22 protein-coding genes are annotated in these 21,678 nt (G+C 58.0%); 16 read left to right on the top strand and 6 right to left on the bottom strand.

From position 1 onward, the window contains the following. Positions 1 to 78: 78 nt before the first annotated feature. Positions 79 to 891 (bottom strand): GNAT family N-acetyltransferase, encoded by an 813-nt coding sequence (locus KHO31_RS03355; protein WP_201070019.1) that lies wholly within the window; start codon positions 889 to 891, stop codon positions 79 to 81. Between the two features lie 235 nt (positions 892 to 1,126). After that, entirely contained in the window at positions 1,127 to 1,585 is a 459-nt protein-coding gene (gene sixA, locus KHO31_RS03350; RefSeq protein WP_201070016.1) for a phosphohistidine phosphatase SixA, read from the bottom strand. Between the two features lie 725 nt (positions 1,586 to 2,310). Between sixA and KHO31_RS03345 the strand changes: the two genes are divergently transcribed. The 5 genes from KHO31_RS03345 (at position 2,311) to KHO31_RS03325 (ending at position 9,167) form a co-directional block, all read left to right on the top strand. Next, positions 2,311 to 2,685 carry a hypothetical protein gene (locus tag KHO31_RS03345; protein ID WP_211622780.1) on the top strand — a complete coding sequence of 125 codons (375 nt, stop codon included), beginning with the start codon at positions 2,311 to 2,313 and terminating at the stop codon, positions 2,683 to 2,685. Continuing rightward, positions 2,682 to 5,174 carry an Hsp70 family protein gene (locus tag KHO31_RS03340; protein ID WP_211622779.1) on the top strand — a complete coding sequence of 831 codons (2,493 nt, stop codon included), beginning with the start codon at positions 2,682 to 2,684 and terminating at the stop codon, positions 5,172 to 5,174. The genes KHO31_RS03345 and KHO31_RS03340 overlap by 4 nt, the downstream gene beginning before the upstream one ends. Before the next feature lie 3 nt (positions 5,175 to 5,177). Beyond that, positions 5,178 to 6,614, top strand: coding sequence for an ATP-binding protein (locus KHO31_RS03335; RefSeq protein WP_211622778.1), 1,437 nt, complete (start codon positions 5,178 to 5,180; stop codon positions 6,612 to 6,614). A 363-nt stretch (positions 6,615 to 6,977) separates the two neighbouring features. Beyond that, positions 6,978 to 7,460 carry a hypothetical protein gene (locus KHO31_RS03330; protein WP_211622777.1) on the top strand — a complete coding sequence of 161 codons (483 nt, stop codon included), beginning with the start codon at positions 6,978 to 6,980 and terminating at the stop codon, positions 7,458 to 7,460. Positions 7,461 to 7,484: 24 nt separating this feature from the next. Then, positions 7,485 to 9,167 carry a hypothetical protein gene (locus KHO31_RS03325; protein WP_211622776.1) on the top strand — a complete coding sequence of 561 codons (1,683 nt, stop codon included), beginning with the start codon at positions 7,485 to 7,487 and terminating at the stop codon, positions 9,165 to 9,167. 38 nt (positions 9,168 to 9,205) lie between these two features. Here the strand turns inward: KHO31_RS03325 and KHO31_RS03320 are convergent, their stop codons facing one another. Beyond that, positions 9,206 to 9,715 (bottom strand): hypothetical protein, encoded by a 510-nt coding sequence (locus KHO31_RS03320; protein ID WP_211622775.1) that lies wholly within the window; start codon positions 9,713 to 9,715, stop codon positions 9,206 to 9,208. A gap of 93 nt (positions 9,716 to 9,808) precedes the next feature. Here KHO31_RS03320 and KHO31_RS03315 point away from each other — a divergent pair, with 93 nt between their 5' ends. From KHO31_RS03315 to KHO31_RS03300, 4 genes are read left to right on the top strand one after another with little or no spacing between them, the layout of a single operon-like run. Beyond that, on the top strand, positions 9,809 to 10,780 hold the full coding sequence (locus KHO31_RS03315; RefSeq protein ID WP_211622774.1) for an AAA family ATPase: 972 nt from the start codon (positions 9,809 to 9,811) through the stop codon (positions 10,778 to 10,780). Positions 10,781 to 10,785: 5 nt separating this feature from the next. Beyond that, positions 10,786 to 11,472: a hypothetical protein gene (locus tag KHO31_RS03310; RefSeq protein WP_211622773.1), complete on the top strand. Its 687-nt coding sequence runs from the start codon at positions 10,786 to 10,788 to the stop codon at positions 11,470 to 11,472. Between the two features lie 25 nt (positions 11,473 to 11,497). Beyond that, positions 11,498 to 11,962, top strand: coding sequence for a 3'-5' exonuclease family protein (locus tag KHO31_RS03305; protein ID WP_236071069.1), 465 nt, complete (start codon positions 11,498 to 11,500; stop codon positions 11,960 to 11,962). Between the two features lie 8 nt (positions 11,963 to 11,970). Beyond that, the gene (locus KHO31_RS03300) at positions 11,971 to 12,576 is read left to right on the top strand and encodes a hypothetical protein (RefSeq protein WP_211622846.1); all 606 of its coding nucleotides are present in this window, start codon (positions 11,971 to 11,973) and stop codon (positions 12,574 to 12,576) included. A gap of 194 nt (positions 12,577 to 12,770) precedes the next feature. Here KHO31_RS03300 and KHO31_RS03295 read toward each other — a convergent pair whose 3' ends face one another. The 3 genes from KHO31_RS03295 to KHO31_RS03285 form a co-directional block, all read right to left on the bottom strand. Beyond that, positions 12,771 to 13,262 (bottom strand): hypothetical protein, encoded by a 492-nt coding sequence (locus tag KHO31_RS03295; protein ID WP_211622771.1) that lies wholly within the window; start codon positions 13,260 to 13,262, stop codon positions 12,771 to 12,773. A gap of 80 nt (positions 13,263 to 13,342) precedes the next feature. Beyond that, the gene (locus tag KHO31_RS03290; RefSeq protein ID WP_211622770.1) at positions 13,343 to 15,859 is read right to left on the bottom strand and encodes an LPD7 domain-containing protein; all 2,517 of its coding nucleotides are present in this window, start codon (positions 15,857 to 15,859) and stop codon (positions 13,343 to 13,345) included. Beyond that, the gene (locus KHO31_RS03285; protein WP_211622768.1) at positions 15,849 to 16,241 is read right to left on the bottom strand and encodes a plasmid mobilization protein; all 393 of its coding nucleotides are present in this window, start codon (positions 16,239 to 16,241) and stop codon (positions 15,849 to 15,851) included. Before KHO31_RS03285 ends, KHO31_RS03290 begins: the two co-directional genes overlap by 11 nt. Positions 16,242 to 16,525: 284 nt before the next feature. Here KHO31_RS03285 and KHO31_RS03280 point away from each other — a divergent pair, with 284 nt between their 5' ends. The 7 genes from KHO31_RS03280 to KHO31_RS03250 are packed head-to-tail and all read left to right on the top strand — an operon-like array spanning position 16,526 to position 21,655. Then, entirely contained in the window at positions 16,526 to 17,119 is a 594-nt protein-coding gene (locus tag KHO31_RS03280) for a hypothetical protein (protein ID WP_211622766.1), read from the top strand. 1 nt (position 17,120) lies between these two features. After that, on the top strand, positions 17,121 to 17,810 hold the full coding sequence (gene stbB / locus KHO31_RS03275) for a StbB family protein (RefSeq protein WP_211622764.1): 690 nt from the start codon (positions 17,121 to 17,123) through the stop codon (positions 17,808 to 17,810). A 12-nt stretch (positions 17,811 to 17,822) separates the two neighbouring features. Further along, on the top strand, positions 17,823 to 18,251 hold the full coding sequence (locus KHO31_RS03270; protein ID WP_211622762.1) for a hypothetical protein: 429 nt from the start codon (positions 17,823 to 17,825) through the stop codon (positions 18,249 to 18,251). Between the two features lie 33 nt (positions 18,252 to 18,284). Then, a complete protein-coding gene (locus KHO31_RS03265; protein ID WP_211622761.1) occupies positions 18,285 to 18,530 on the top strand; it encodes a hypothetical protein in 246 nt (81 codons plus the stop codon). A gap of 1 nt (position 18,531) precedes the next feature. Then, positions 18,532 to 18,825 (top strand): hypothetical protein, encoded by a 294-nt coding sequence (locus KHO31_RS03260; protein ID WP_211622760.1) that lies wholly within the window; start codon positions 18,532 to 18,534, stop codon positions 18,823 to 18,825. Then, positions 18,822 to 19,361: a hypothetical protein gene (locus tag KHO31_RS03255; protein ID WP_211622759.1), complete on the top strand. Its 540-nt coding sequence runs from the start codon at positions 18,822 to 18,824 to the stop codon at positions 19,359 to 19,361. The genes KHO31_RS03260 and KHO31_RS03255 overlap by 4 nt, the downstream gene beginning before the upstream one ends. Continuing rightward, on the top strand, positions 19,358 to 21,655 hold the full coding sequence (locus tag KHO31_RS03250; RefSeq protein WP_236071066.1) for a DotA/TraY family protein: 2,298 nt from the start codon (positions 19,358 to 19,360) through the stop codon (positions 21,653 to 21,655). Before KHO31_RS03255 ends, KHO31_RS03250 begins: the two co-directional genes overlap by 4 nt. The last annotated feature ends 23 nt before the right edge of the window (positions 21,656 to 21,678 follow it).

Below are 21,678 nucleotides of genomic sequence, written 5' to 3'. Positions count from 1 at the left end.
AAAAGCCCGACGGAATCGCCGGGCTTTTTTTATGCGCATCGTCAGCCCGCTGAATCAGCCGGGCGGTGTGCGCGCCGCTCAACGCGGCGATGCGTCGCCAAGGAAGTGTCGCGCGTAACGGGCGTTGATATCCGTGAGGCGCAACAGCGTCAGAAAGTCCGCCGTGTTGAAGTCGGGGTCCCAAGCGGGTGCGCCGCAAATCTTCGCACCGAGACGCAGATAGCCCTTCACCAGCGGCGGCGGCGCGACGTTGGCGCCGGTTTGCAATTCTTCGACTGGAAGCGGCGTGTGCGGGAACGCGCGATATTCCGGAGCCGTCAGCGCGTTGTCGCGCAGCGAGCAGTAAAGATTCGCCGCGTAGTGGCCACCGTCGACCATCGCGACGCTCGCGCAGCCGAGCATCGTTTCGTAGCCGTTGTGCTTCATGTAAGCGGCGAGCCCTGCCCACAACGACATGATTACCGAGCCGCTGCGATAGTCCGGGTGCACGCACGAACGGCCTACTTCGACCATCTTCGCGCGCAGGTGCGTGAGGCGTGATACGTCGAATTCGCTTTCGGCATACAGGCGTCCGATACGGGCGGCTTGATGCGGCGGCAGCGCGCGATAGGTGCCGACCACCTTCAACGTATCGAGATCGCGCACCAGCAGGTGATCGCAGTATGAATCGAACGAATCGACATCGAGGCCGGCCGGACCCGTCAGACGGGCGCCCATTTCGTCGGCGAATACGCGGTAGCGCAGACGCTGGGCCTCGCGCAGGTCCTCGTCGGTGCGCGCCCACGTGACTTGCAGGCGATGCTGGGCAGTGACCGTCTCTTCGGCGTGCGGCAGGCGACGCGTTTCGAAGATCGAAGCCAGGGGCAGGGTGGGCGTCGGCAGTTCTCGCATGTGGCGTCCTGGTCGAAAAAAGGGAGATTTCTTTTTTCGCCAATGTAGTAACGCCTGGTGACGATCGCATGGCAGAGCCATGACGATTGGATGACTGCCCGTAAGCTGCCTGCCCGCGGCTTGTAATGTCGTGGGCCGGGGCGGGTCGTGTGTTGTTTCCGCGCGACCGATGGGATTTGCGGGCGCAGCAGGACTTCTTCGATCGCCGGGCTGCGCGACCCAGGCTCAGCTCAGCTCAGACCAGATCGGGGCTCATTGCCGCGCGCAGCACGGCCTGGTCGTCGCCGTCACGCTCCCGGCTTTCGATCCACCATAGGCCGGCTTTCTTCAGCGGCCAACTCGCTCCGCTGTTGCCGAGCAAACGGGCTGCAACGTGGCCGAGCGTCGGTTGATGGCCGACGATCACGACGGTCGGTGCGATGCCTTTTGACCATCCGGCAGCTTCGAGTACATCGTCCGCGCTGGCGTTGGGCGCGAGTTCACGCACCACGCGATACTGGTCACTCAAGGTTTCAGCGGTCTGGATGGTGCGCACCGCGGGACTTGCGAGGATCACTGCGTCGTCGGGCAGGCGGGTGCGTAGCCACTTGGCGACGTTTTGCGCCTGTTTGCGGCCTCGCGTGGTGAGCGCGCGGGCGAGATCGCTCGAGGCGAAATCTTCGGCTTCGGCGTGACGCCAGAGGATCAGATTCATGTGTGCCTCCTTGACTCTGGTTGCGGCGTAGACAGCGGCGCCGGGTTTTCAATCACTGTCGCATGCGGGCTCGTGGGGCCGCAAGGCGTTGGCTCGGGCGGATTGTATAAGCGCGGGCGTATGCCGGCGTGTAAATCGGCCTGGGTGCCGGCATAAACGCAGAAGCACACGGTACCCGACGCTCTTTAAGCCTGCGCGTTCCGCATGAAGCCCATCGAACCACCAGCCTGAGTTTGCACGAGCCCATCAGTGCCCGACGGCCAGAAAAGCAAAAACCCGCGAAGCCGAAGGCGACGCGGGTTTCGTATTGCTTTTTCGTGGTCGGAGCGAAAGGATTCGAACCTTCGACCCTCTGATCCCAAATGAGCATCGCCGACGAGCCTCAAACCTTTGCCAGGCAAGGCTTGCGCAGGGTACGCTTCCAAATTGATGTGCAAATTTTGAGCACCTAGCCACGCGGGTTTCCGCGTGACGGTTTCCGATTTTTTGGAAATTTGCGGCCATGCCCAATCGACGCCAGCAGTTGAGTACGCGATCCAGTCGCGTGACCACCTTGCTTAATCGTCATACTTTTCCCAAGTCGCCGAATATCTTGGTCAGATCATCTGAGTCCATACAGTCGACAATTGGCGTCCCCGCACGTAGTATTGCAACAATTTGTAACCGGTTCTGGCAGGGACACGCCGCGACTCCCTAGAGTGCCGGCTTTCTGCCGCGGGGGATAAATGGATACTCAGATCGAGGGAGCAACGGTCGATCGCCAGCCATTGATCGACATTGCCGTTGAGAGTTGGCGATTCGCAAAAATTTTCGCCAAGGTTCTGACAAAACTGGATGCCGGCGAGGCCGGCCGATATGCCAATCAGCTTCGCTATTTTCAAAAAAGGCTCGACGAGAGCCTTCAGGTCGCTGGTCTGCGCCTCGTGAATCTCGAGGGCCAAGACTACGACCTTGGAATGGCCGCCTCCGCGCTCAACATCGGCGACTACGGGACGGACGAACAGCTTTATGTCGAACAGATGGTCGAGCCGATCCTCATGGGCGCCAACGGCGTCGTCAAAGCAGGAACCATGTTGCTCGCGAGCAGGAGCCGCACATGAAGCATTACGTTGGAATTGATCTCGGCACTACCAACAGCGCGATTACCACCTACGACGGCGAGAACGTAAGGCTTTACAAAAGCCCCGAGCAGAACGACGTGACGCCTTCGGCGATCTTTGTGGACAAGCGCGGCAATAGATACTTCGGCCAACGGGCCTACGAAAATGCTGCGCGCAGTCCCGACAATGCGGCGAAGCTTTTCAAACGTCTCATGGGCACAAGCACGCCGATTAACCTGTCAGCTGTCGGACTGGTCATGACGCCCGAAGAGTGCTCCGCGGAGATTCTGCGCGTGCTATTCGGCTATTTACCGGAAGAGATTCGAAACGACCCGGATACGGGTACCGTGATCACGGTGCCGGCCGCGTTCAACCAAATGCAAAAAGACGCGACGATGGCAGCGGCGGAGTCCGCAGGACTTGGCAAAGTCGCACTAATGCAGGAGCCGGTAGCTGCCGTGATGAGCGTCATGCGCCAACGCAAATCTGATGGCATCTTCCTCGTTTTTGATTTGGGCGGTGGCACGCTGGATATCGCCATAGCGGAAAGCATCAACGGCCGTGTCAGTCTGCTGGCACATGGTGGCGTTGCTATGTGCGGCGGACGCGATTTCGATCGCGCTCTCATGGACAATATCGTCAAGCCGTGGTTGATGCAAAACTTCGACTTGCCGGATAACTTCTCGTTAGACAAACAATACAGCGCGCTGCGTCACATGGCAGAGTGGGCGACCGAGCGAGCGAAGATCGAGCTTTCGGCGAGGGACGAGTCGATCATCAGCCTCGATGACAGTGAACTGCGCGTCAAGGATAGATCGGGGGCCGATATTTATTTGGATATTCCCGTCACCCGCGCCGAATACGACGATCTGATCGCCGATAAACTCGAAGAAGCCATCCAGGCGGCACGGGATACGCTCGACAAGGCAGGACTCACCGCACACGACGTCGGCCGAGTAGTATTCGTTGGCGGACCAACCCAGTACAAGCCGCTGCGCGATAAGGTTGCCTTTGAACTGGGGATCGCCGCATCGACGGATGTCAATCCAATGACCGCGGTGTCGGAGGGTGCAGCAGTTTTCGCGGAATCCATTGATTGGACGAGCCACAGCCGGGGACGCAAGAGCGGGCGCGGAGAACTTTCATCCGGTGGCGGATTGAACCTCACTTTCAACTACGTTGCGCGCACGCCTGACACGAAGGCGCGCATCGTCGCCAAGGCTACGGGTCAAGTTGTCGCCAGCGCCGCATTCCAGATCGACAGCCTCGATACCGGATGGTCGTCTGGAAGAGTCGAGCTCAGGGATGGCGCCAACGTCGAAGTGCCCCTAGCCAAACCCGGTGAGAATGCTTTCAAGGTCTTCGTCTTCGATGGAGCCGGAGGGCACATCACACTGCCGCAAGACAAGATCATTATTGCCCGCACGGCCGCGCAAATCGACGCCATTCCTGCCTCGCACTCAATCGGGGTCGAGGCACGCGAGAAGCTTGGCGGCCGCATGATCATGGCTTATATCGTGCGCGAGGGCGACCCTCTTCCGAAGAGGGGGAAAATTACGTTTCGCGCAGACGAATCGCTACGGGCCGGGGCTCCGGGTTCTCTCAAGTTCAAGCTGTTCGAGGGCTCGATCGACGAACCTCCCACAGACAATCGCTTCATTGGGCTCTTCGAGATTCGGGGCTCCGATTTCTCGGACGGTGTCATCGTCAAAGGAGCGGAGTTGCTCGTCGACTACGAAGCGCATGACTCCGGAGCGATCGAGCTCGACGTCACGGTCCCGTCGATTGGCGCGAACTTTAATAGCGGCCGCAATTTCTATTCGCGCCAAGATGGTCAGATCGATTACTCCAACGCGGCAAAGCTGATCGAGGACGACGCGGGGAGTCTGGAATCCCGCATCGACGCTATTGCGAAAAAAGTCGACGATCCTCAACTCGATCGCGCTCGCGCCAAGCTTCAAAGCGCGAGGACCGACGCGGCAAAGGGTGATCCTGAATCCGCCAAGCAGGCCATGGATGACGTGCAGGATGCGAAGAAACTTTTGGCTCTTACCCGCAGAGCAAACTTGCGGGACATTCGCACGATCGACCTTGAGAGTTGCGTGTCCATCTTCGACGAAATTGTAAGAAAGCATGCAAGGCCCGCTGAGGAATCTGCGTTCGACAACCTCGCCGCCACCGCGCGGCGCGCCATCGCCAACAACAGCGGCGACTTCGAATCGCACTTGCGCGAAATGCGTGGGAAAAACTGGGACATTCTCGCCCGCCAGGACTGGTTTGTCATCGACCGATTCAAGTGGCTTGCGAGCTCTCCCCACCTATTCCACAATGCCCGGGAACACGAGCAACTCGCCTTGGCGGGCCTCACCGCTCTTGAGAAGAACGACATCGACCAGTTGCGAAGCGTCGTTGACCATTTGGACTCGATCCGCATCAGCCTCGGCGGGGATGATCAGATGCTGACCGGTTCAAACATCTTGGTAGGATAGGCCATGTCGTTAGATGCCTGGCTACCGATCAGCCACAAATTGCCTGACGGAGCACGTTGTGGAAGGCTGCTCCATGGAGGCCTCGGCTGGCAGATCGCCGCGACTGAAGGTGGCGGCCGAGCGCTTATCGTCGACGAGACGCTCCATGCAAAATGGGTCTCCGCAAGGCTCATTGACGACACGGCATTAAAACCTCTGTCGTTCGGCTCTGCCAAGCTCCGCGCTCTCTCGAGTGCTCCGAGCAAGATGTTGACTCCGGTCAACGATTGCCGATCTCCAAACAACAAAGCTGAGGCTCTCAGCTTCGCCTTAGCGCTAAAAGCGACGCGTGAGGCAGATGCCGAGTCGCCGTTGCAAGATGCGATTTATGTCGAGGCCATCAGCCGATTGCTGCCGACCTATACGATCACGTCGCGCGTTGACGACGATGTGCTCCTCGGATACTGGCTTACAGGGGGCGCACGAGTGTCCGCCACGGCGGGCCGGCGTCTGTCGCAGATGCTCAGTTGGATGGGTTCTACGAACCTAACCGATGTGGTCTCGGCGTCCGGAGTAGTGGCGCTCACCAACATGACGCAGGACGATGACGAGCAAGCGGCCCTAGCCCGCCCCGAGATTGCCGATCGAATTCCGATGCTTCGCGACAATGCGGGCATCGACTCAGACGCACCGTTCTCATTGCCCGGCCGGCCAATGCTTGAGGCGTTCTTCAACGAGCACATCGTTGACATCGTGAGAAACGAAGAGCGATACGCAGCTTTGGGGGTAGGCTTTCCGTCTGCCATAGCGTTGCATGGGCCGCCTGGCTGTGGCAAGACTTTTGCGGTCGAGCAGCTCGTGGAGTTCCTAGGGTGGCCATCTTTCCAGATCGATGCGTCGAGCGTCGCGAGCCCATACATCCACGAGACTAGCAAGAAGGTTGCAGAGATCTTCAACAAGGCGATGAAGAGTGCTCCTTCCGTGCTGGTAATCGACGAGATGGAGTCTTTCCTAGCCGACCGCGAAGCAGGATCTGGAGGAAGCCATCATCGTGTCGAGGAGGTCGCAGAGTTTCTGCGGCGAATTCCCGAGGCCGGAAGAAACCATGTCCTTGTCGTAGGAATGACGAACCGGATCGAGATGATCGATGCGGCCATCCTGCGGCGCGGGCGCTTTGACCACGTGATCGAAGTCCCTCCTGCCACAGAGGAAGAAGTGTCCGCACTGCTCAGCAAGCTACTGTCTGACCTTCCAAAAGACTCTGGCGTGGACCGGGCCCCTCTCGCGAAACGTCTGGCGGGCAGGCCGCTGTCAGACGTCGCTTTCGTTGTTCGGGAAGGCGCCCGGCTTTCAGCCCGAGCGGGTAAATCGAAGATCGAGCAGGTGTTCTTGCTTTCGGCCCTGGATGGTGCGCCATCGCGCGCCGACGAGGGCCAAGGCCGGCGCATTGGTTTCGTATAAGGTGTGGGCATGAGCACAGATGGATCAAAGGACAAAGCGCGTGGGTTCGCCGGCTTGGCGGATTTGGCACCCCCACCCTCGCCGCCACCATCAGTCCCGCCGGCCGGGCTAAATGATCAAGGGTTGGAGCGGTTGGCACACAGCTCACAGCCGGAGACGCATAGCACTCCTAAAAAAATAAAGGATACTCGCAAGGCGCTGTGGATCACCGGTGCCGTCGCGTTCGCGGCTATTCTGATTTACGGGGCAAACTCAGCGAACAACGCAGGGTCGACGCCGGCACCTTCCGTGCCCGTTGACCAGCCGCCGGCTTTGCCGGCGCCAGCATATGTTCCCCCCGCTCCCGCTGCGGAGTCTGCACCCGTGCAACCACCGGCCTACACTCCCGAGCCGGTTGTTGAATCGCTCCCACCGCAAGGCGCTGGTTTGCTGCTCAGCGACTCGCAGATAGCTTACTGCGTCGCACAAAAGATGCGGCTGGAAATCTGGCGAAACGCGACAGAGGTGACGAACAGCGCTGACGTGGACCGGTTTAATGCACAAATCAGCGACTATAATTCGCGTTGCTCGAGTTACAGATATCAACAAGGTGCGCAGGAGCGCGTCGCTAGCGAGTTGGAAAGCGAGCGTTCTCGCATCGAAAGCATGGCGCGCGCAAGCTGGCTCGCAACCACGCCACCCGCGCCCGCGCCGACCTATGTTCCCGACTTGTCCAATCGCTACGAGACTCCGGCTCCCGTCTATCCGCCCGTCATTCCGGCTCCTTCGACATCCAGTGACGACAGCAATAACAGCGATGACAACGGCAACAGTGGTAGCGACGATAGTGGAAACGGAAGCGAATAGTCAAAAAACACGAGACGGCCCATCATGAGCACATCGCCTGACACCAACGCGCAGGAAACACGCCCTGGATCCATAAGCAGGACAAGCATTCACGCTAATGCGTTTTACGTAATCGGAGCGACGACCCGAGACGACCGGCGGAAGATTGTCGAGTTCGCTGACGAGAAATCTCTGGAACAAGGCGGCGACGAGGCACAAAAGGCGCGTGCAGCCCTGACCAACCCCAAAGGCCGCCTCACGCAAGAAGTCTCGTGGCTCCCTGGCGTCGCACCGAAAAAGGCAGCGCAAGCTGTGGCGTCGGTTGAGGAGCGCGGCTTGGCGGTTGCCTATGAAGAAGGGCTTCCACCGCTGGCGCGGGCGAATTTAACGGCAGCTGCGTTCGAACTCGCTCAAGATTTGGCCCCGCCCCAAATGGCCACGCACGCAATCAAACTTGCCGAGCTCGTCGATGCGATCGACCCCACAACGACATTGCTCGATATCAATGAGGATCGTGCGATCGCCGGATTCCCTGAGGTGTTGGACCGCGCCGCTGTCGAAACCGAACTCGACAATCGACGTGCCGCTTACAAGGCGGCAATCAAAGGCGCCCTTGACCGCATGGAGTCGTCACGCCTGGTCGAATCGATGGTGCTGATGGTCCGCCAAGCGACCGACGAAGGCAGGAATCCGGCCCCCTCGTTGATCGATGACTTGGTCGACGCCTACGCGCTGGAAGTCGAGCCAATTCTTTCAGCGCGTGCCGAGAGAATCGCTTTGGAAATCCAGAGCGCGATTGACTTCGCACCGTATGGGGAGGCCAAGGTCGGCGGCGCGATCAACGCCATTGAGGAGATGAGCCGTGTTTGGTGCACGATCGCAAAGCCCATCCAATTAAACGCCAAGGCGCGCGGCACGACCGATCAATCCAGCTTCGGGTTGGGGGCAAAAATCCGGTCATTAGGAATCGACCTCAACAATGAACACAATATGATCGAATTGGCAGAGCGCACGACCGCATTGGTGCGGGAGTTGTTCGCCGATTTGCCCGAACTCGCTGAAATCGCTGACCTTGACGCCGAGAAGATCGTTGAGATCAAACAAAGTGCGATCGATGCCAAGCGGCAAGACGAGGAATGGGCAAGCTCCATCACGTTCCGCTCCGATGTCGGCGTCCTCTTCAAGGACGAACTTTCCATTGGCCCCGAGGGAATCCAGTGGAAGGGGCGGAAATACCAACTCCCCTCGATTACCGCGGTGCGCTGGGGTGGAATCCGGAAATCAGTCAACGGAATACCCACAGGGACGGATTACAAAATTGGCATCGGGACGGAGAGCGGATCGACACTTATCGATTTGAAGAAAGAGGCGACCTATACGAAGTTCATCGACTGCCTATGGCGTGCGGTCTGCGTCCGCCTTATTATCGAGATGACGCAGGCACTTAAAGCGGGTAAGAGGCTATCTTTCGGCAGCATCGAAGTAACCGACACGCACGCTTATCTTGTGCGATCAAAGCTTTTCGGCTTCGGCGACACAGTGAAACTGGACTGGAACCATGTCCATATTTGGTCGGCCAGCGGTAAAGTCGTTATGGCATCACGTGACGACAAGAAAGTGTCCGGCACCGCGTCATACATCGACCACTGGAACGCGCATATCTTGGAGCATGTTGTGCGCGGCGCCTTCAAAAAAGGCGTCGAAAAATTGAGCGACTACTTGACCTGAGATCACAATCCGTCAAGCGCCGCGGACGCTGAACAAGCTCATTTTTTCCTTCCAATCCGCGACGAGGGCGGCCCGGCCTTCACGGCATCTTCGATCACAGACTGGAATTCAATGTCCTTGATCTTTTCCGTGATCGCGGCCACCACCTGATCGTTTTTCGTCCAGTCTTCGCTACCACTCTGGCCCATCGTTTCCTTGACGCGCTGTTCCAGCTCAGCGTCGGCCGCTGCGCGTTGATGACGGGCTTTCATCGCCTTTGACTGTTCCGGCCGCGACCACGCCGGCGGTTTGCCGGCGGCCGTATCCCACCTTTCCATGTCCACAACGGCACTCAGTATCCCGATGTCGCGCAGCGCCTTCAGCGCGAGCGCAGCATCGCGGAACCGGCGCGGATCGCGCTGGCGAGTCGTGACGAGTTCCGGCGTGCCGGCCGGCGTCGTGAAGACGACCGCCCATTGATTGCCGTCCACCGCGCGCACGTGCGCCGTGGTGATTGCGCCGACCTTCGCGGCAAGCCGTGCCTGGTCTATGTCGTATGTCTGATCCATGCACACAGTCTAAATCGCCTTGACCTGGCCAGCAACGCAATTTATGATTTGATCGTGACTTAATATTATATTGCGTCATGGATGGAGGGAGCCATGCAGGCACCGGAATTTGTAAATGTGCGCGAGCTGATCGGCATCAAAAACCGGATCGGTTCGAGCGACAAGGACGACGCCCAGCGGCATAAACGCTGGCTGACGCCGTTGATCCAGCATGCCGCCAAGGGCTTCGGTGCGCAGCGCAACGAGGCGCTTGATGTCGCGCTCGACCAGCTCGCGCAGGATCATCCGAACTTCGCGGACGTGATCGGCTGGATCGAGGCCGAGCTGGGTTTTGCCACGGCGGCCGGGCATGGCCTCGACTTCCAGCGGATCCTTCTCGTGGGTCCGGCCGGCACCGGCAAGACCACCTTCTGCCTGGAGCTGGCGAAAGTGCTGGGCCTGCCTGTTGAAGTCGTTGCGATGAATAACCGGCAGACCGGCGCGTTTCTCGGCGGCAGTGAGGCCTACTGGGGCAACACGCAGCCGGGGGCCGTGTTCAAGCTGCTGGCCCATAGCCCGGTCATCAATCCGGTCCTCGTGCTGGACGAGATCGACAAGACCAGCGCGTATCACGGCTATGACCCACTCGCGAGCCTGTACACATTGATGGAGCGGCGCACGGCCGAGCAGTTTGCTGATGCTTCGTTCCCTGATGTGCGCTTTAACGCTGCGCACGTTAACTGGATCGCTACGGCCAACGACATTGCCGGACTGAGTACGCCGCTGCGCTCACGCTTCAACGTTTTTCAGATCCGGTCGCTTCACGATGACGAAATGGCCGCCTTGGTCGGGCGCATGTATGACCGGCTGCTGGACGAGCACCCGGCCGTGCGATCCCTTATGGCTCCCGTGTTGCCCGAGGCGATCGTGGGTGAACTGGTCGCGGGGCTGGAGAGCGGCCGGGACGTTGATCGACTGCTGCGCATGATGGTCGGCCGGGCGCTGGGCAACGGCGGGCAGATCACGGCGGCCATGATTCCAGAAGTGAAACAGGAACGCGCGGGCACGCGCATGGGGTTTGTGTGATGAACTTGAACGACGAAGCAAGCCCCCTGACGGCCGACGCGGCGGACGAGGTATTCGAGGTCGATGACTTGATCCGCGAAGCGATGGACGCCGATGACGTAAGCGCATGGGAGGAAGGTCTGGACGATCCGGCTGTGCTGGCCCAGCGCCTCGATACCCTGAAAGGCATCGTATGGGACCAGGAAGCGCGGATCCGCCGCCTGCAAGCCAGTCTTGATGAAACCCACGCGATGGATACCGAACGAGGCATGCTGACGCAGCGTATCCAGTCGTTGGAGCGCAATTTTGAGTCGTTCAGGAAGGTTCTGACCGACAAGGAGAAGCGGGCCGAACAGGCACTGGCACGAGATCCATCGACGCGCGCGCAGCACATGAATGCATGGCGTTATCGGTCCATTACCAAGGCGCGTGAGGAAACGGTCGAGGCGATGCTAGAGGGGGGTGAAAAATTTGCAGGAATGGGCCACATCCACATTTCCGAATACGGCGACAACAGCCTGGACTACCCGCCATTCGCCCAGGCCATCGAGCGTCCCGATTTCATCGTGCTCGATGCGCTGCCAGACGTGTTGCGGCAGGCCTTCATGGAGCAGTTCGCGCCCGTCGCGAGCCTGATCCGGGAGGATGCGATGCCGCACTTGTCGCTTGCGCGGTTCGAGGACTGGCAAGCGTTTGCAAAGACGTTCGCGTAAGACCAACGCACAAGGAGAAAAACAGATGCGCGACCCGTGGAAGCCTCGTTATTTCCTGGACACGGAGTTCACAGACTTTATCGACTGCCAACTTATCAGCCTGGCGATCGTGGGCGAGGACGGCCGCGAGTTCTACGGCGAGGTAACGGACTTCAAGTTCAAGGCGTGTAGCGAGTTCGTGCGGGCCGCCGTGCTGCCGCAGCTCGGCCAGTTCGCGGGCCGCGCCATGTCGTTCGCGCAGCTCCGCAGTGAGCTGCTGGCATGGCTCTACCGGATTCCATTGAAACCGCGTCCGGTGCTGTGCTACGACTATCAGGGCGATTTTGACTTGCTGGGCGACATGATCGATGGGCCACTGCCGGCTGGTTGGAAATACGAGCACATCGGCGGCCAGATCGATGTCAACCGGCAGGAAGCGTATTTCCGCGAGCACGGCGGCCGACACCACGCGCTGCACGACGCACGCGCGAATGCCTTCGCGTTTCTTTGAGGCCAGCCATGACCGACACCACCCCGCCTGTCGTCCCCGTGATCGAGCGCCACGGCCGCCCGTTTGCAATCCGTCTGCGCGACATTCCGCAACCGTGGCAGGGGCGTTTCCACACGGCATTGCGCGGCTCGGCCCGCCCCGTGATCGAGGGCGAAGGACTTTGTGCCTACGTGTGGGACTGGCAGGACTGGCTGCAAGGGCGCTTTCCGCACGACGGCGGCGAAATCCAAGCGTGCGTGATCTACGACGAGCTGCACAACGTGTTCATCGCGACGCTATTCGCAACTGGAGCAACCTGCGAGTCTGCCGACAGCGACGAGATCGCCACCTGGCTGGCCGTGTCGGGGGTCGAGCCGGGCCATGTCGCGATGCCGCGTGAGCTGATCGAATCCGCCGGCGACCGGATGAACATCAACCACATGCTGCGCCTGATCCATGACGCCGAAGCGGGCAGCGGGCGAGCACACTCAGAAGAATCCGACCGGCTGGCCCGGTTCATCACCAGCCCGGAATTCCTGGAGCGCGCCAACGCGGCCGTCAGAAAGGCGGTCGCCGAGCTGGAGGCCAAGGGCATCAAGCCGGCCTATATCGTGCGTGAGCGTGAGGGCGACTAGCTCGATATGCCGCAAAAATCATTGTCTGATAATAAACATTATCAGGCAATCAATGGGGAAGGAGGATGCGCTCGAATCTTCCAATCACTTGTACGTAGGTGTATCTAAAACTCGGGAAAAGACGAATGCGATGCGGCCCGGTTTTGAGCGCGGAAAAGCCTCGCGCCGAAATCTTGCGAGAACCCCTTTCTTGCCTAACGAGGCTCTACGACGGAGAGCGTCTGAACGCCTTTGCGTGTGGCAACGTCCAATGCATGCTGATCGTGACTCAAGGCAGCCAGCTTGTCGGTAAGCTCGAGGTAAGCCTCCTTGTACTCTGGTTCGGTGGTCGCGCTCGCAAACATACTTTCTGCCTTACGCAATAGCCGTTCAGCCTCGATTAGCCCAATCTCACGGTTCCTCTCCCTCTCATGAAAATTGAAGCTGCGCATAACCGCTGTAACGGTAGCGCCGATTATCGGGAGCGTGATTAGCAGGCCACGAATTATTGGATCTTTCAGTTGTTCGGCCGGCGTCAATGCCGCAATAAGACTGGCCGCAGCCGACAACACGATCGACAGCAAAGCGAACGTATACCACCCAATATTGTTGGCTTTTGCAGCGAGGCTATAGAAAGGAATTTCGCGCTCGCGGATTTGCGAGATTAGATCCCGTATCAGGTCTTCGTGATTCTTCTTGTCAGTCATGGGCATCTCAGGGTCAGTCAGTCAAATCGGCCATTTCCCACCCAACAACGCTTAGGGCAATCTCATTTTATACTGCTTGGTCATAAGCGAAAGCGCGTCCTAAGCGGAACATGGCTTCTCTCCGGGCCCTCCTGTATATCACGATCATCTGCATCGACTGCACGACTGCCAGTAAGATCCTGATACTGGTGAATGCGACTTTGCGCCAACTGCGACCGGCGTTCAGCCATAACCTGATTCATGGTTTCATCCCGGAACCGAACCGTGATAGATTTCTCCGCAGCAAGCTCGGCCACGCGGCGCTTGAATTTATCTGTCCCACTAACCGTGATCGCACCAGATCCCCACTTGGCAATTGCCAGACGCAACCCCATTTCAATGGTGTCATCGTCGTGCCGCAGTACGCTCACAGCCTTTTGGCAGTCGACTAGAACGCGCTCAGCATCGCGGTAGTAGCTCACCTGCCCGCTTGCTTCAACGCAATGCACCAAGGGCTCGTGACGATGCAGCGGTTCGTAATCACAAATAGGCGCGCGCTGGACATGCAGCCTTCCAACCTCGTTGCCGGGCCGCTCCGGCGTTCGCGCCTGGCGCTTTCTCAGTTCCGCCAAGGCTCGCTCATTGCCCGCTTGTGCCTGCTCGGCAAGATAGACCTTGTACCGATCCTCTGTCGCTGCACGTTTTTCTGCGAGCAAGGCCTCACGCTCGTTTGCGATGGCCTGCCGCAAAGCCATTTCCTGCTGAACCTTGTTCATGCGAAGAACCGATAACTCGGCCCGGATCTCGGCACGTCTTGATGGCTCAGCCGTCACACGTTCGATATCGAGCTTCTGTTTTTTATGACGATACCCGTTACGAATCGCCTGCCGCCGCGTCGGCTCGCCTGCCCGTTGCTCGGCCCAGCGCTGATGGCGCGTGACTGCACGCGCACGATCCCACTCTCCGAACGCTTGCCAGAGGTCTTTCTGTATCGCCTGACTGCGCGCAGGCGTCGCCTCACACAACTGCTGCTCGTAGGCCTCGCGCAAGATCGGTGCGGCCTCGTGCCAACTGAGATGCATCTCCTTCGTGAGGAAGTCCGACACGTTGAGATTCCGATCGCCGGCACGAATGCGGTCAGTACCGTCCTTCGCCCTGGTGACCAAATACTTCTCGGGAATCACGCCATGCGTATGTGACAGGTGCGCGAGGAGCCGGTGCGCCTCAAGTGCTTTCTTGATCTGCTTGTACTGTTCGACATCATCGTTTCGGAACTGCTTGGCCTGCTCGCGATAATCACACGACAACTGGCCGGCTACGCTGTCCGACTCTCGTCGAGTCGGACGATCGTCGGCAGCTGGGCCTTGATGGATTGCAAGTCGCGCGACAGCGGCTGCAACAAGAGCGCGATTTCGTCTATCAGAGAGCTTTCGTTGGCCATCGGCTGCATCAGCTCGTCTAATTTGCTCGATATGTCGTTCAGCAGCCCGTAACTGGCGGCCTGCTGCTCGGAAATTGTCATCAATACGCTCAAGACTTGCTCTAGCGTCAGGTCGCTCATGATTGGTGTCCTTGGGTCGGTGTTTGGCATAGAACGCATCGCGCATCGTGGCGAGCATCGCGCGACGTGTCCCAGCATCTGCGGCGCGATAGGCTGCGTACTGCCGTTTGTTGCCGCTGTTGAGATATTTGATTTCGAGCGCACGGCGCTCGTGCCAGTCGCGTAACGTCTTTTGCAACCCGGCGGGCGCCAAGCGTGCAGCGCTTGCGCTCTCGTACCTGCGCTCAATCTCCGCAGCCAAGCGCGCGTGCTTCTCCGCGTCGCTCAGCTCGACAAACGCACGGGAGAAAACATAATCCTTGAGATTCACGCCTTTCGCCTCGTTCGCTACCTTCAGGTTGAGGTACCGATCGGCGCGCCCGGCATTGCGCTCGCGCACCTCGCCCAGAGACCGAGCCAGCGTCTCGAAGTCCTCATAACTCGTGATTCCGCGATCGAGTACGGCATTCAGCAAACGCTCTTTCACCGCGCGGCCTTGCACGGCAAACAGGTCGCCCTTGTAACGAGCAATCATTTCCGACGCGCCGGTTATCCCAACGCGCCGATTATCTTTCGGGCTAGCAAGTCCAAGCTCAAGATTGGTAATTTCCTGAATTGCCTCGACAAACTCCTCATTATGCTCGTACCTACCAAACGGATTCAGGTACGTACCCGATAAAAGATTTATTTTCGGGATAACAATATGGATGTGCGGCTTCCGCTCGATAATCTGACCAGTTTTTCGATCGACGTAGCTCTTTATTTTTGGAAAATGAACTTCCGCGTACATGTTGAATTCATTGTCCTCATATGCAGAGAACGTGAATTTCTGGATTTTTTGCAGAACCTCCAGCATCATTTCTAGGGAAGCGTCATCTTCCTTGAAAGAAGCCGTTACATGGAGGTAGCGGTCTGAATCCGTTGCAATATTTCGGATTATGGAATCGGTAACTTCTAAGTCACCACTCAAAACAACGCGTTCGTCCAGCATATCACGCGAGAATTCGCGTCCTTGCTTGTGACCTTTTTCTAGATACTCGCGAATGCCTGCGGCAGCCCCCGTCACTCTAATCAGCATCGCTCATCGCCTTCAAATAACCTGAAAGTTTGTTCAACGAGTTCAGCATATCGTGATACGCGCGACCATCGATAATGCCCGCCGAGTGGTCGGAATTCGCGCGATGGGCAATCTGGTTAATGTTGTTGCTAGCCTTGGACAGCAGAAACAGCGCCTGCCGGCGCTTATCGTCCATGATTTGGCGGGCAACGATTTCCGTCCGATTGGTCAGCACGCAGTCGCGGAAAAACTCGGACGGACTCAATCCGCTCGCGGCGACCTTCTTCTTGTAAGCGGCATAGTCGGCAGCAGTCATCCGGAACGCAACACGATCCGTCAGCGCCTCCTGACCCTTTGGCTTCCTCGCCATTAGTAACCACTCCTTGGCTGCGTCGTGGCCCACCTGATATCTCACGCGCCCCTCGGAGAGGGGGCGCACCTGGCCGGCGTCTAACGGCCGGGGTTTCCAAAGGGCTCACCCTTTGGGCACGGATATGGGCGCGGAATCGTAGATTCCGTCGAACATATCGAACGTGCCTGATACCAGACCCCTGATTTACGGAATCAATGCTATGAGACCGCGTATCGACCCGCAATCAACAACAAGAGAACAAACGGGCTGCATGGCAGGCTACATATCGACAACCGGAAAGCAATCAGAGTAGCCGGGCAAAGCACATAAGCAACATGACGGGGCACAGCCAGAAGACGAACGAAGCCACAGACAGGCAACACCAACGACCGAAATTTCCTTTATTCATCGTGACGCTGCTTGGCGTAATACCGAAAATCCATGCAGAGATTTGCCACGAGACACATGGATATGCCAGATCCGTGGTGACACGACGAACAAGGGATACCGCAGTGGCCGATGACGCGATGAAGATAGCGCTGAGTGCGCTAAAGGCTAGAACAAAGACAGGTCGGCTCCGTGAGTTGCTGCCGTTGATCGATATCAAGATCGCGGCGGGGGTGCGCCACGAGGACATTCTGGAGATCTTGGAACAGAACGGATTGTCCATGTCGTTTGAGACTTATAAAACGACGCTGTACAGGATTAGAAAGAACGGGAAGAAGCGAGCTGTTTCACCATACGCAGAAGTACCGGCACCAATTCATGATGCCGCGCTAGTTTCCGAAACACCCTGCGAGACAAATCATGGGACGACAACTGAAGCCGTTATCGAAATACTCGAAAGCCAATCGGCAGTCGGCGAAGGAAAATTCGCCCAATATGGCAAGTCACTAACCAAACCTTTTTTGAAAAGAAAGGAGTCTTAGAATGCGCGTCGCCGTCGTCAATTTTTCGGGCAACGTAGGTAAATCTACTCTTGCCCGCCATCTTCTCGCTCCGCGTTTTAACACCGAAATGATCCGTGTTGAAACAATCAATGCCGATGAAGGCGGTGAAAACATCAAGGCCAGTCAATTCGATGAGCTGCAAGGCCATTTGCTTGTCAATGACGTTGCAGTAATCGATGTCGGTGCATCGAATATCGAGGCCTTCATCCATGCGATGAATCAGTATCGAAATTCGCATGAGGATTTCGATTATTTCGTGATTCCGGTCACGAGCGAAGTGAAGCAGCAGAAAGACACGATTTCAACGATCGAGACGCTGGCGACCCTTGGTATTCCCGGAAAGAAGATCCGCGTCGTATTCAACAAGGTTGAAACGACTGCGAACGTACGGGAAGAGTTTGGCTCAATCTTCAGATATGCAGAGGCCGAGAGAAAGTGCGTCGTTCGCCCTGAGGCTACGGTATACGTGAACGACGTATTCGAGAAAAGCAAAGGACTCGGCAAAACGGTGAACGAAATTATCACCGATCCGACCGATTACCGGGCGAAACTGAAGGAATCGAAAGGCGAAACCGAACGCGAATCGTGCGTTCAGATGATTATCGCCAAGCGACTTGCGGAATCGGCCAACGAAAACTTGGACGCGGTATTTAAAGTGTTGCTCAAGTAACAGGGGCCTGCGATGTCGGATCTGGATAAAAGCGTCAGCCCGAGAGAGACAATCAATCGGACTCGCGAAGCCATGCTGGCTCAGCAACTCGAGGAAGTTGACCGATTGACTGAGCGCCTAGAGGGCGTCGCAGTTCTCATCCAGAGAAGTCAAGTCGCGCTTCTTGAGGTAGCTAACCAAATTGCGGCTGAAACACTGACGCCCGTTGCGCAGATGGCGAAGGTCTTTGATGCATTGGAAAAGGCCGGAAACGTCGCGAAGTGCAATTTCAAGCCAACCGATCCGGCTGCATCGGTGCGTACCATCGTTGATCAACGGGCTATAAAGCCAACGGTGATTGAACAAAACAATATGAATTGGACGACTGTCGTCGTCGCTCTCACGATATCGCTTAGTTGCTGCGCGCTCTTTGCTTTAATAACTCGGTTTCTAATGCGATAAATCTAATAGACCAAGTAAATAGCGAGGGTATCAATGGATGAGTTTTCGTCACTCGGCAAGTTTTTTTCCATTCCAAGTCATCCCATCGGAAGCATATCGTTTGATCACGATCTTTCCCTCGTTTTTGAAATAGAGGATCCGTTGCTCATGTCGGAGGCTCGATTAACTGAGGTGATCGAACAAGCAAGTAGTGCGCAAGACGTAATGATACGTTGTTATTTACAGGGCGTTCTCGACCACCGCCGCTGGGGTTATCAAAATTCTTACAGAGGTGCATGACATGCGCGCATTCAAATACATACAGACGATCCCACGCCTCAAGGGGCGGCCCCGTCGTGATCCTGATTACAAGCTCGGTCGAACATTGACGGCGGAAATCACCATCGTGCAAGCGTTCCTCGCCGTTTGGATTGTGCGTGCGCTCGAACTCCCGCACGACACGGGGACGCTCTGGAACATCGTGTTCTGGGAGGGCATGGTCGGCGGACTCTTCCTGCTGTGCTGGGGTAACTTCATCAAGATGCTCGTCAACGAGCTGCGGCCCCTGGTCTATTTTTCCGGAGGCCGTAAATGAGCGACCAGCAAAACAACACCCGCCCCGCGCTCAAGCTGGTGAAGAGCGCCGGCAAGCACGTTGCTCTGAACATGATTCCCGGCTATCCGCTGTACGGGGCTGTCAAGTGCTTCCGGGAAGCCGCAGCTCCGGGAGCCGCCGTCATTGCGGATCTCGCGAAACGGATGCCGCAAAAACGCACCGGCAAGGGGGTTCGCACCTGGAATCAGGCGATGGAAGCGCGCCCCGCCGATGCGCTGCCCCTGCGCGACATCGAACGACTTAACACACGAGCCAAGCAGATTTTCATGGCCGCCGGCTTTTTCGGCCTGTGCGTCAACCTAGGCAACCTCATCAACCAAAAGTGGATCGGCGTTTTTTCCTGCGGGCTGTTCATGCTGGTCTGTCTGATGCAGATGTTCAAGTTCGAGTTGCGGTTGCGTCAGATGGAAACCGGGCCGCGAAATCCGGATCGCTTCCTCATGTCGGCAGGGGAGTTCCTGCGCAGCCGGGGCTTTGTGAAGCACGTACTGAATCCGCGTCTGGAGTGGAAATGATTATGCGCAAAACCCACTTCCTACGCATGGCCGGCGTGGCGCTCGCGCTGCTGGCTCTAGCCCAGCTCGCGCACGCGCAATCGACTCAATCCATCAGCTCGATCACGAGTGCGGCGAACAGCGGCACGGATCAGTCGATGGCCCTGTTGACGAATGTTTTCGGCAGCGTGGCGACGAACCCGATTGGCGGCGGTGGCTCGGGCTCGGCCATCGCCCAGGTATTTGGCACACTGAACGCCAGCATTCTCATTGTCGGTGCATTGTGGGCCACATATCTCTTCGTTGCAGCGATGATTGCAACGGGTGCCGAAGGGGAATTTCTCGGCCAGAAACGGTCGTCGATCTGGTTCACGATTCGCAACGGGGTTGGCTTCACGCTGCTCGTGCCAATTCCTGGTCTTGGCGGCTACTCTGGCGCGCAGCTCGTCATGCTCTGGGCGACGATGATGGGCGTTGGCATCGCGAACCTCAGCACATCGGCCGCAACGAGTGTGCTGACCAGCGGCGGCTCAATGGTCGCGAGCCCTGTTGCGCCCCAGGTAACTAGCTTGGCGAAAGCACTGTACGAGGCCAACCTGTGCGCAGTGGCCGCAAATACGGGCGTCACCAACGCACAGGCGGAAACTGGTGGTGGGATCACCGTTGCCCAAGCCCAGCAGGAAACGTTCGTTCAGCAAACGGCCAGTGGCAAGGTCGTTCTCATGACCCCAGACGGAAATTCGTGTGGCGGGGCTCAGGTGAGTCTCGCCAGTGGGTCGAGCGGCAACAGCACCTCGAGCACGGGCATGACTGCCCTGTCTCCGGACACCAGCGCGATCACGTCGGCCTTGTCGAGCGCCCAGCAGAGCGCATTGGCTACGATGCAAACGACGCTGTACAGCGCCGCGCAGACCTACGTATCGGCGGTCCTGGCCGGTTCGACCAATGCACCGCCGGATCCGCAGGGGACAATCAACAATGCTGCCCAGACCTACCAAACCTCGATCCAGAGCGCGATCCAGAGTGCCGGCGGCAATATCAGCAGCATGAGCAGCACCTTGGCGAGCAACCTGACGCAGAACGGTTGGTCGATGCTGGGTGCCTGGTATCAAAGCTTCGCTATTGCGAACAGCGAACTCAGCAATAGCGCGCAGGCCACGGCAACGGCGGTCGGGCCGACTGACTTGAGCGACCTGCCGTACCCGGATGTCTACAACAACGTGATGGCCGTGTACAACAAGCAACTGGAACAGGACGAAAGCACCAATGTACCGGCAGTCGGCTCGGCCACGAGTTCGACGGGTGTGGCGGCCGGATCCGGCACGTCGAGCTGGGCTAATCTGATGAGCGTATCGACGGACCCGCAACACATTCTGGCCGCGATTTTCCCTGGGCAAAACATCGTGAATTACATCACGTCCACGATGTCCACGAGTGGCACGGGCGGGACCGTCAACCCAATTATCGGTATGAAGAATATGGGTGACGACATCCTGGCCGCAGGCTGGACCATGTTCGATCTGTACATCGCGAATGCTGCGGCCAACGGTGCGATGTCGAGTGGCCTTGGGTGGGTCGCCAAGCAAGTCGGTGGCATTGCGACCGGTGGAGTGGCTACGTCGGCCAATGCCGCGTTCCAGGCTGCAGTGCAGGCCGCTGGCCCGGTCATTCTCCTGCTGCTGGTGAGCCTGTTTTTCTTCGGCGTCACGCTTTCGGTGTATCTGCCAATGCTGCCGTTCATGATCTGGTTCGGCGGCCTTGTCTCGTGGTTCGTGACGGTTTGTGAGGGCGTCGTGGCCGCGCCGCTGTGGGCCTTCGCTCACCTCGACGGGGAAGGCGAAGGCATGGGTCCGAAAACCACACACGGCTACATCTTCCTGATGAACCTGATGTTGCGACCGACGTTCATGGTGCTGGGATTTCTGCTCGCGACCGTTGGCATCACTGGCCTCGGCATGATGCTCAACAGCTTTTTCGCGGTTGCGATGGCGAATGCTCAATTCGACAGCGTAACCGGCGTTGTCAGCATCGTCGCGTACATTGTGCTGTACGTCGGTATGTGCCAGTCGCTTTGCCAAGCGTTGTTCGGGCTGATCAATCACCTGCCGAACGCCGTCTTTGCATGGCTGGGTGCATCGATGGGCAACACGGTCGGGCACGACATCCACAAAGAGGCACAAGGACACCTTGGGGGAGCAAGTCGCACGGCCGGCGGCCATGTCGATAGGGTCATCGGCCGCTCGGGTAGCGACAATCCAGCAACGCCGGCAGGAAACAGCATCGGGCCTGGCAGCGACAGGAATCCTCAAGTCTAGTCCGATAAAGAACAAAGCCCGCA

Origin of the sequence: Paraburkholderia domus (assembly GCF_905220705.1) — a bacterium.
Lineage (GTDB): Bacteria > Pseudomonadota > Gammaproteobacteria > Burkholderiales > Burkholderiaceae > Paraburkholderia > Paraburkholderia domus.
The sequence above is the reverse complement of the archived record's forward strand: the minus strand, read 5'-3'. Positions and strand labels throughout refer to the sequence as shown.

Excerpts from the sequence above, each read along its gene's own strand:
- KHO31_RS03260 (WP_211622760.1), top strand. The coding sequence starts at position 18,532 with ATGCGCGCATTCAAATACATACAGACGATCCCACGCCTCAAGGGGCGG.
- KHO31_RS03325 (WP_211622776.1), top strand. The coding sequence starts at position 7,485 with ATGAGCACATCGCCTGACACCAACGCGCAGGAAACACGCCCTGGATCC.
- KHO31_RS03300 (WP_211622846.1), top strand. The coding sequence starts at position 11,971 with ATGACCGACACCACCCCGCCTGTCGTCCCCGTGATCGAGCGCCACGGC.
- KHO31_RS03305 (WP_236071069.1), top strand. The coding sequence starts at position 11,498 with ATGCGCGACCCGTGGAAGCCTCGTTATTTCCTGGACACGGAGTTCACA.
- KHO31_RS03280 (WP_211622766.1), top strand. The coding sequence starts at position 16,526 with ATGACGGGGCACAGCCAGAAGACGAACGAAGCCACAGACAGGCAACAC.
- KHO31_RS03355 (WP_201070019.1), bottom strand. The coding sequence starts at position 891 with ATGCGAGAACTGCCGACGCCCACCCTGCCCCTGGCTTCGATCTTCGAA.
- sixA (WP_201070016.1), bottom strand. The coding sequence starts at position 1,585 with ATGAATCTGATCCTCTGGCGTCACGCCGAAGCCGAAGATTTCGCCTCG.
- KHO31_RS03255 (WP_211622759.1), top strand. The coding sequence starts at position 18,822 with ATGAGCGACCAGCAAAACAACACCCGCCCCGCGCTCAAGCTGGTGAAG.
- KHO31_RS03295 (WP_211622771.1), bottom strand. The coding sequence starts at position 13,262 with ATGACTGACAAGAAGAATCACGAAGACCTGATACGGGATCTAATCTCG.
- KHO31_RS03345 (WP_211622780.1), top strand. The coding sequence starts at position 2,311 with ATGGATACTCAGATCGAGGGAGCAACGGTCGATCGCCAGCCATTGATC.
- KHO31_RS03270 (WP_211622762.1), top strand. The coding sequence starts at position 17,823 with ATGTCGGATCTGGATAAAAGCGTCAGCCCGAGAGAGACAATCAATCGG.
- KHO31_RS03340 (WP_211622779.1), top strand. The coding sequence starts at position 2,682 with ATGAAGCATTACGTTGGAATTGATCTCGGCACTACCAACAGCGCGATT.
- KHO31_RS03315 (WP_211622774.1), top strand. The coding sequence starts at position 9,809 with ATGCAGGCACCGGAATTTGTAAATGTGCGCGAGCTGATCGGCATCAAA.
- KHO31_RS03265 (WP_211622761.1), top strand. The coding sequence starts at position 18,285 with ATGGATGAGTTTTCGTCACTCGGCAAGTTTTTTTCCATTCCAAGTCAT.
- KHO31_RS03320 (WP_211622775.1), bottom strand. The coding sequence starts at position 9,715 with ATGGATCAGACATACGACATAGACCAGGCACGGCTTGCCGCGAAGGTC.
- stbB (WP_211622764.1), top strand. The coding sequence starts at position 17,121 with ATGCGCGTCGCCGTCGTCAATTTTTCGGGCAACGTAGGTAAATCTACT.
- KHO31_RS03250 (WP_236071066.1), top strand. The coding sequence starts at position 19,358 with ATGATTATGCGCAAAACCCACTTCCTACGCATGGCCGGCGTGGCGCTC.
- KHO31_RS03335 (WP_211622778.1), top strand. The coding sequence starts at position 5,178 with ATGTCGTTAGATGCCTGGCTACCGATCAGCCACAAATTGCCTGACGGA.
- KHO31_RS03290 (WP_211622770.1), bottom strand. The coding sequence starts at position 15,859 with ATGCTGATTAGAGTGACGGGGGCTGCCGCAGGCATTCGCGAGTATCTA.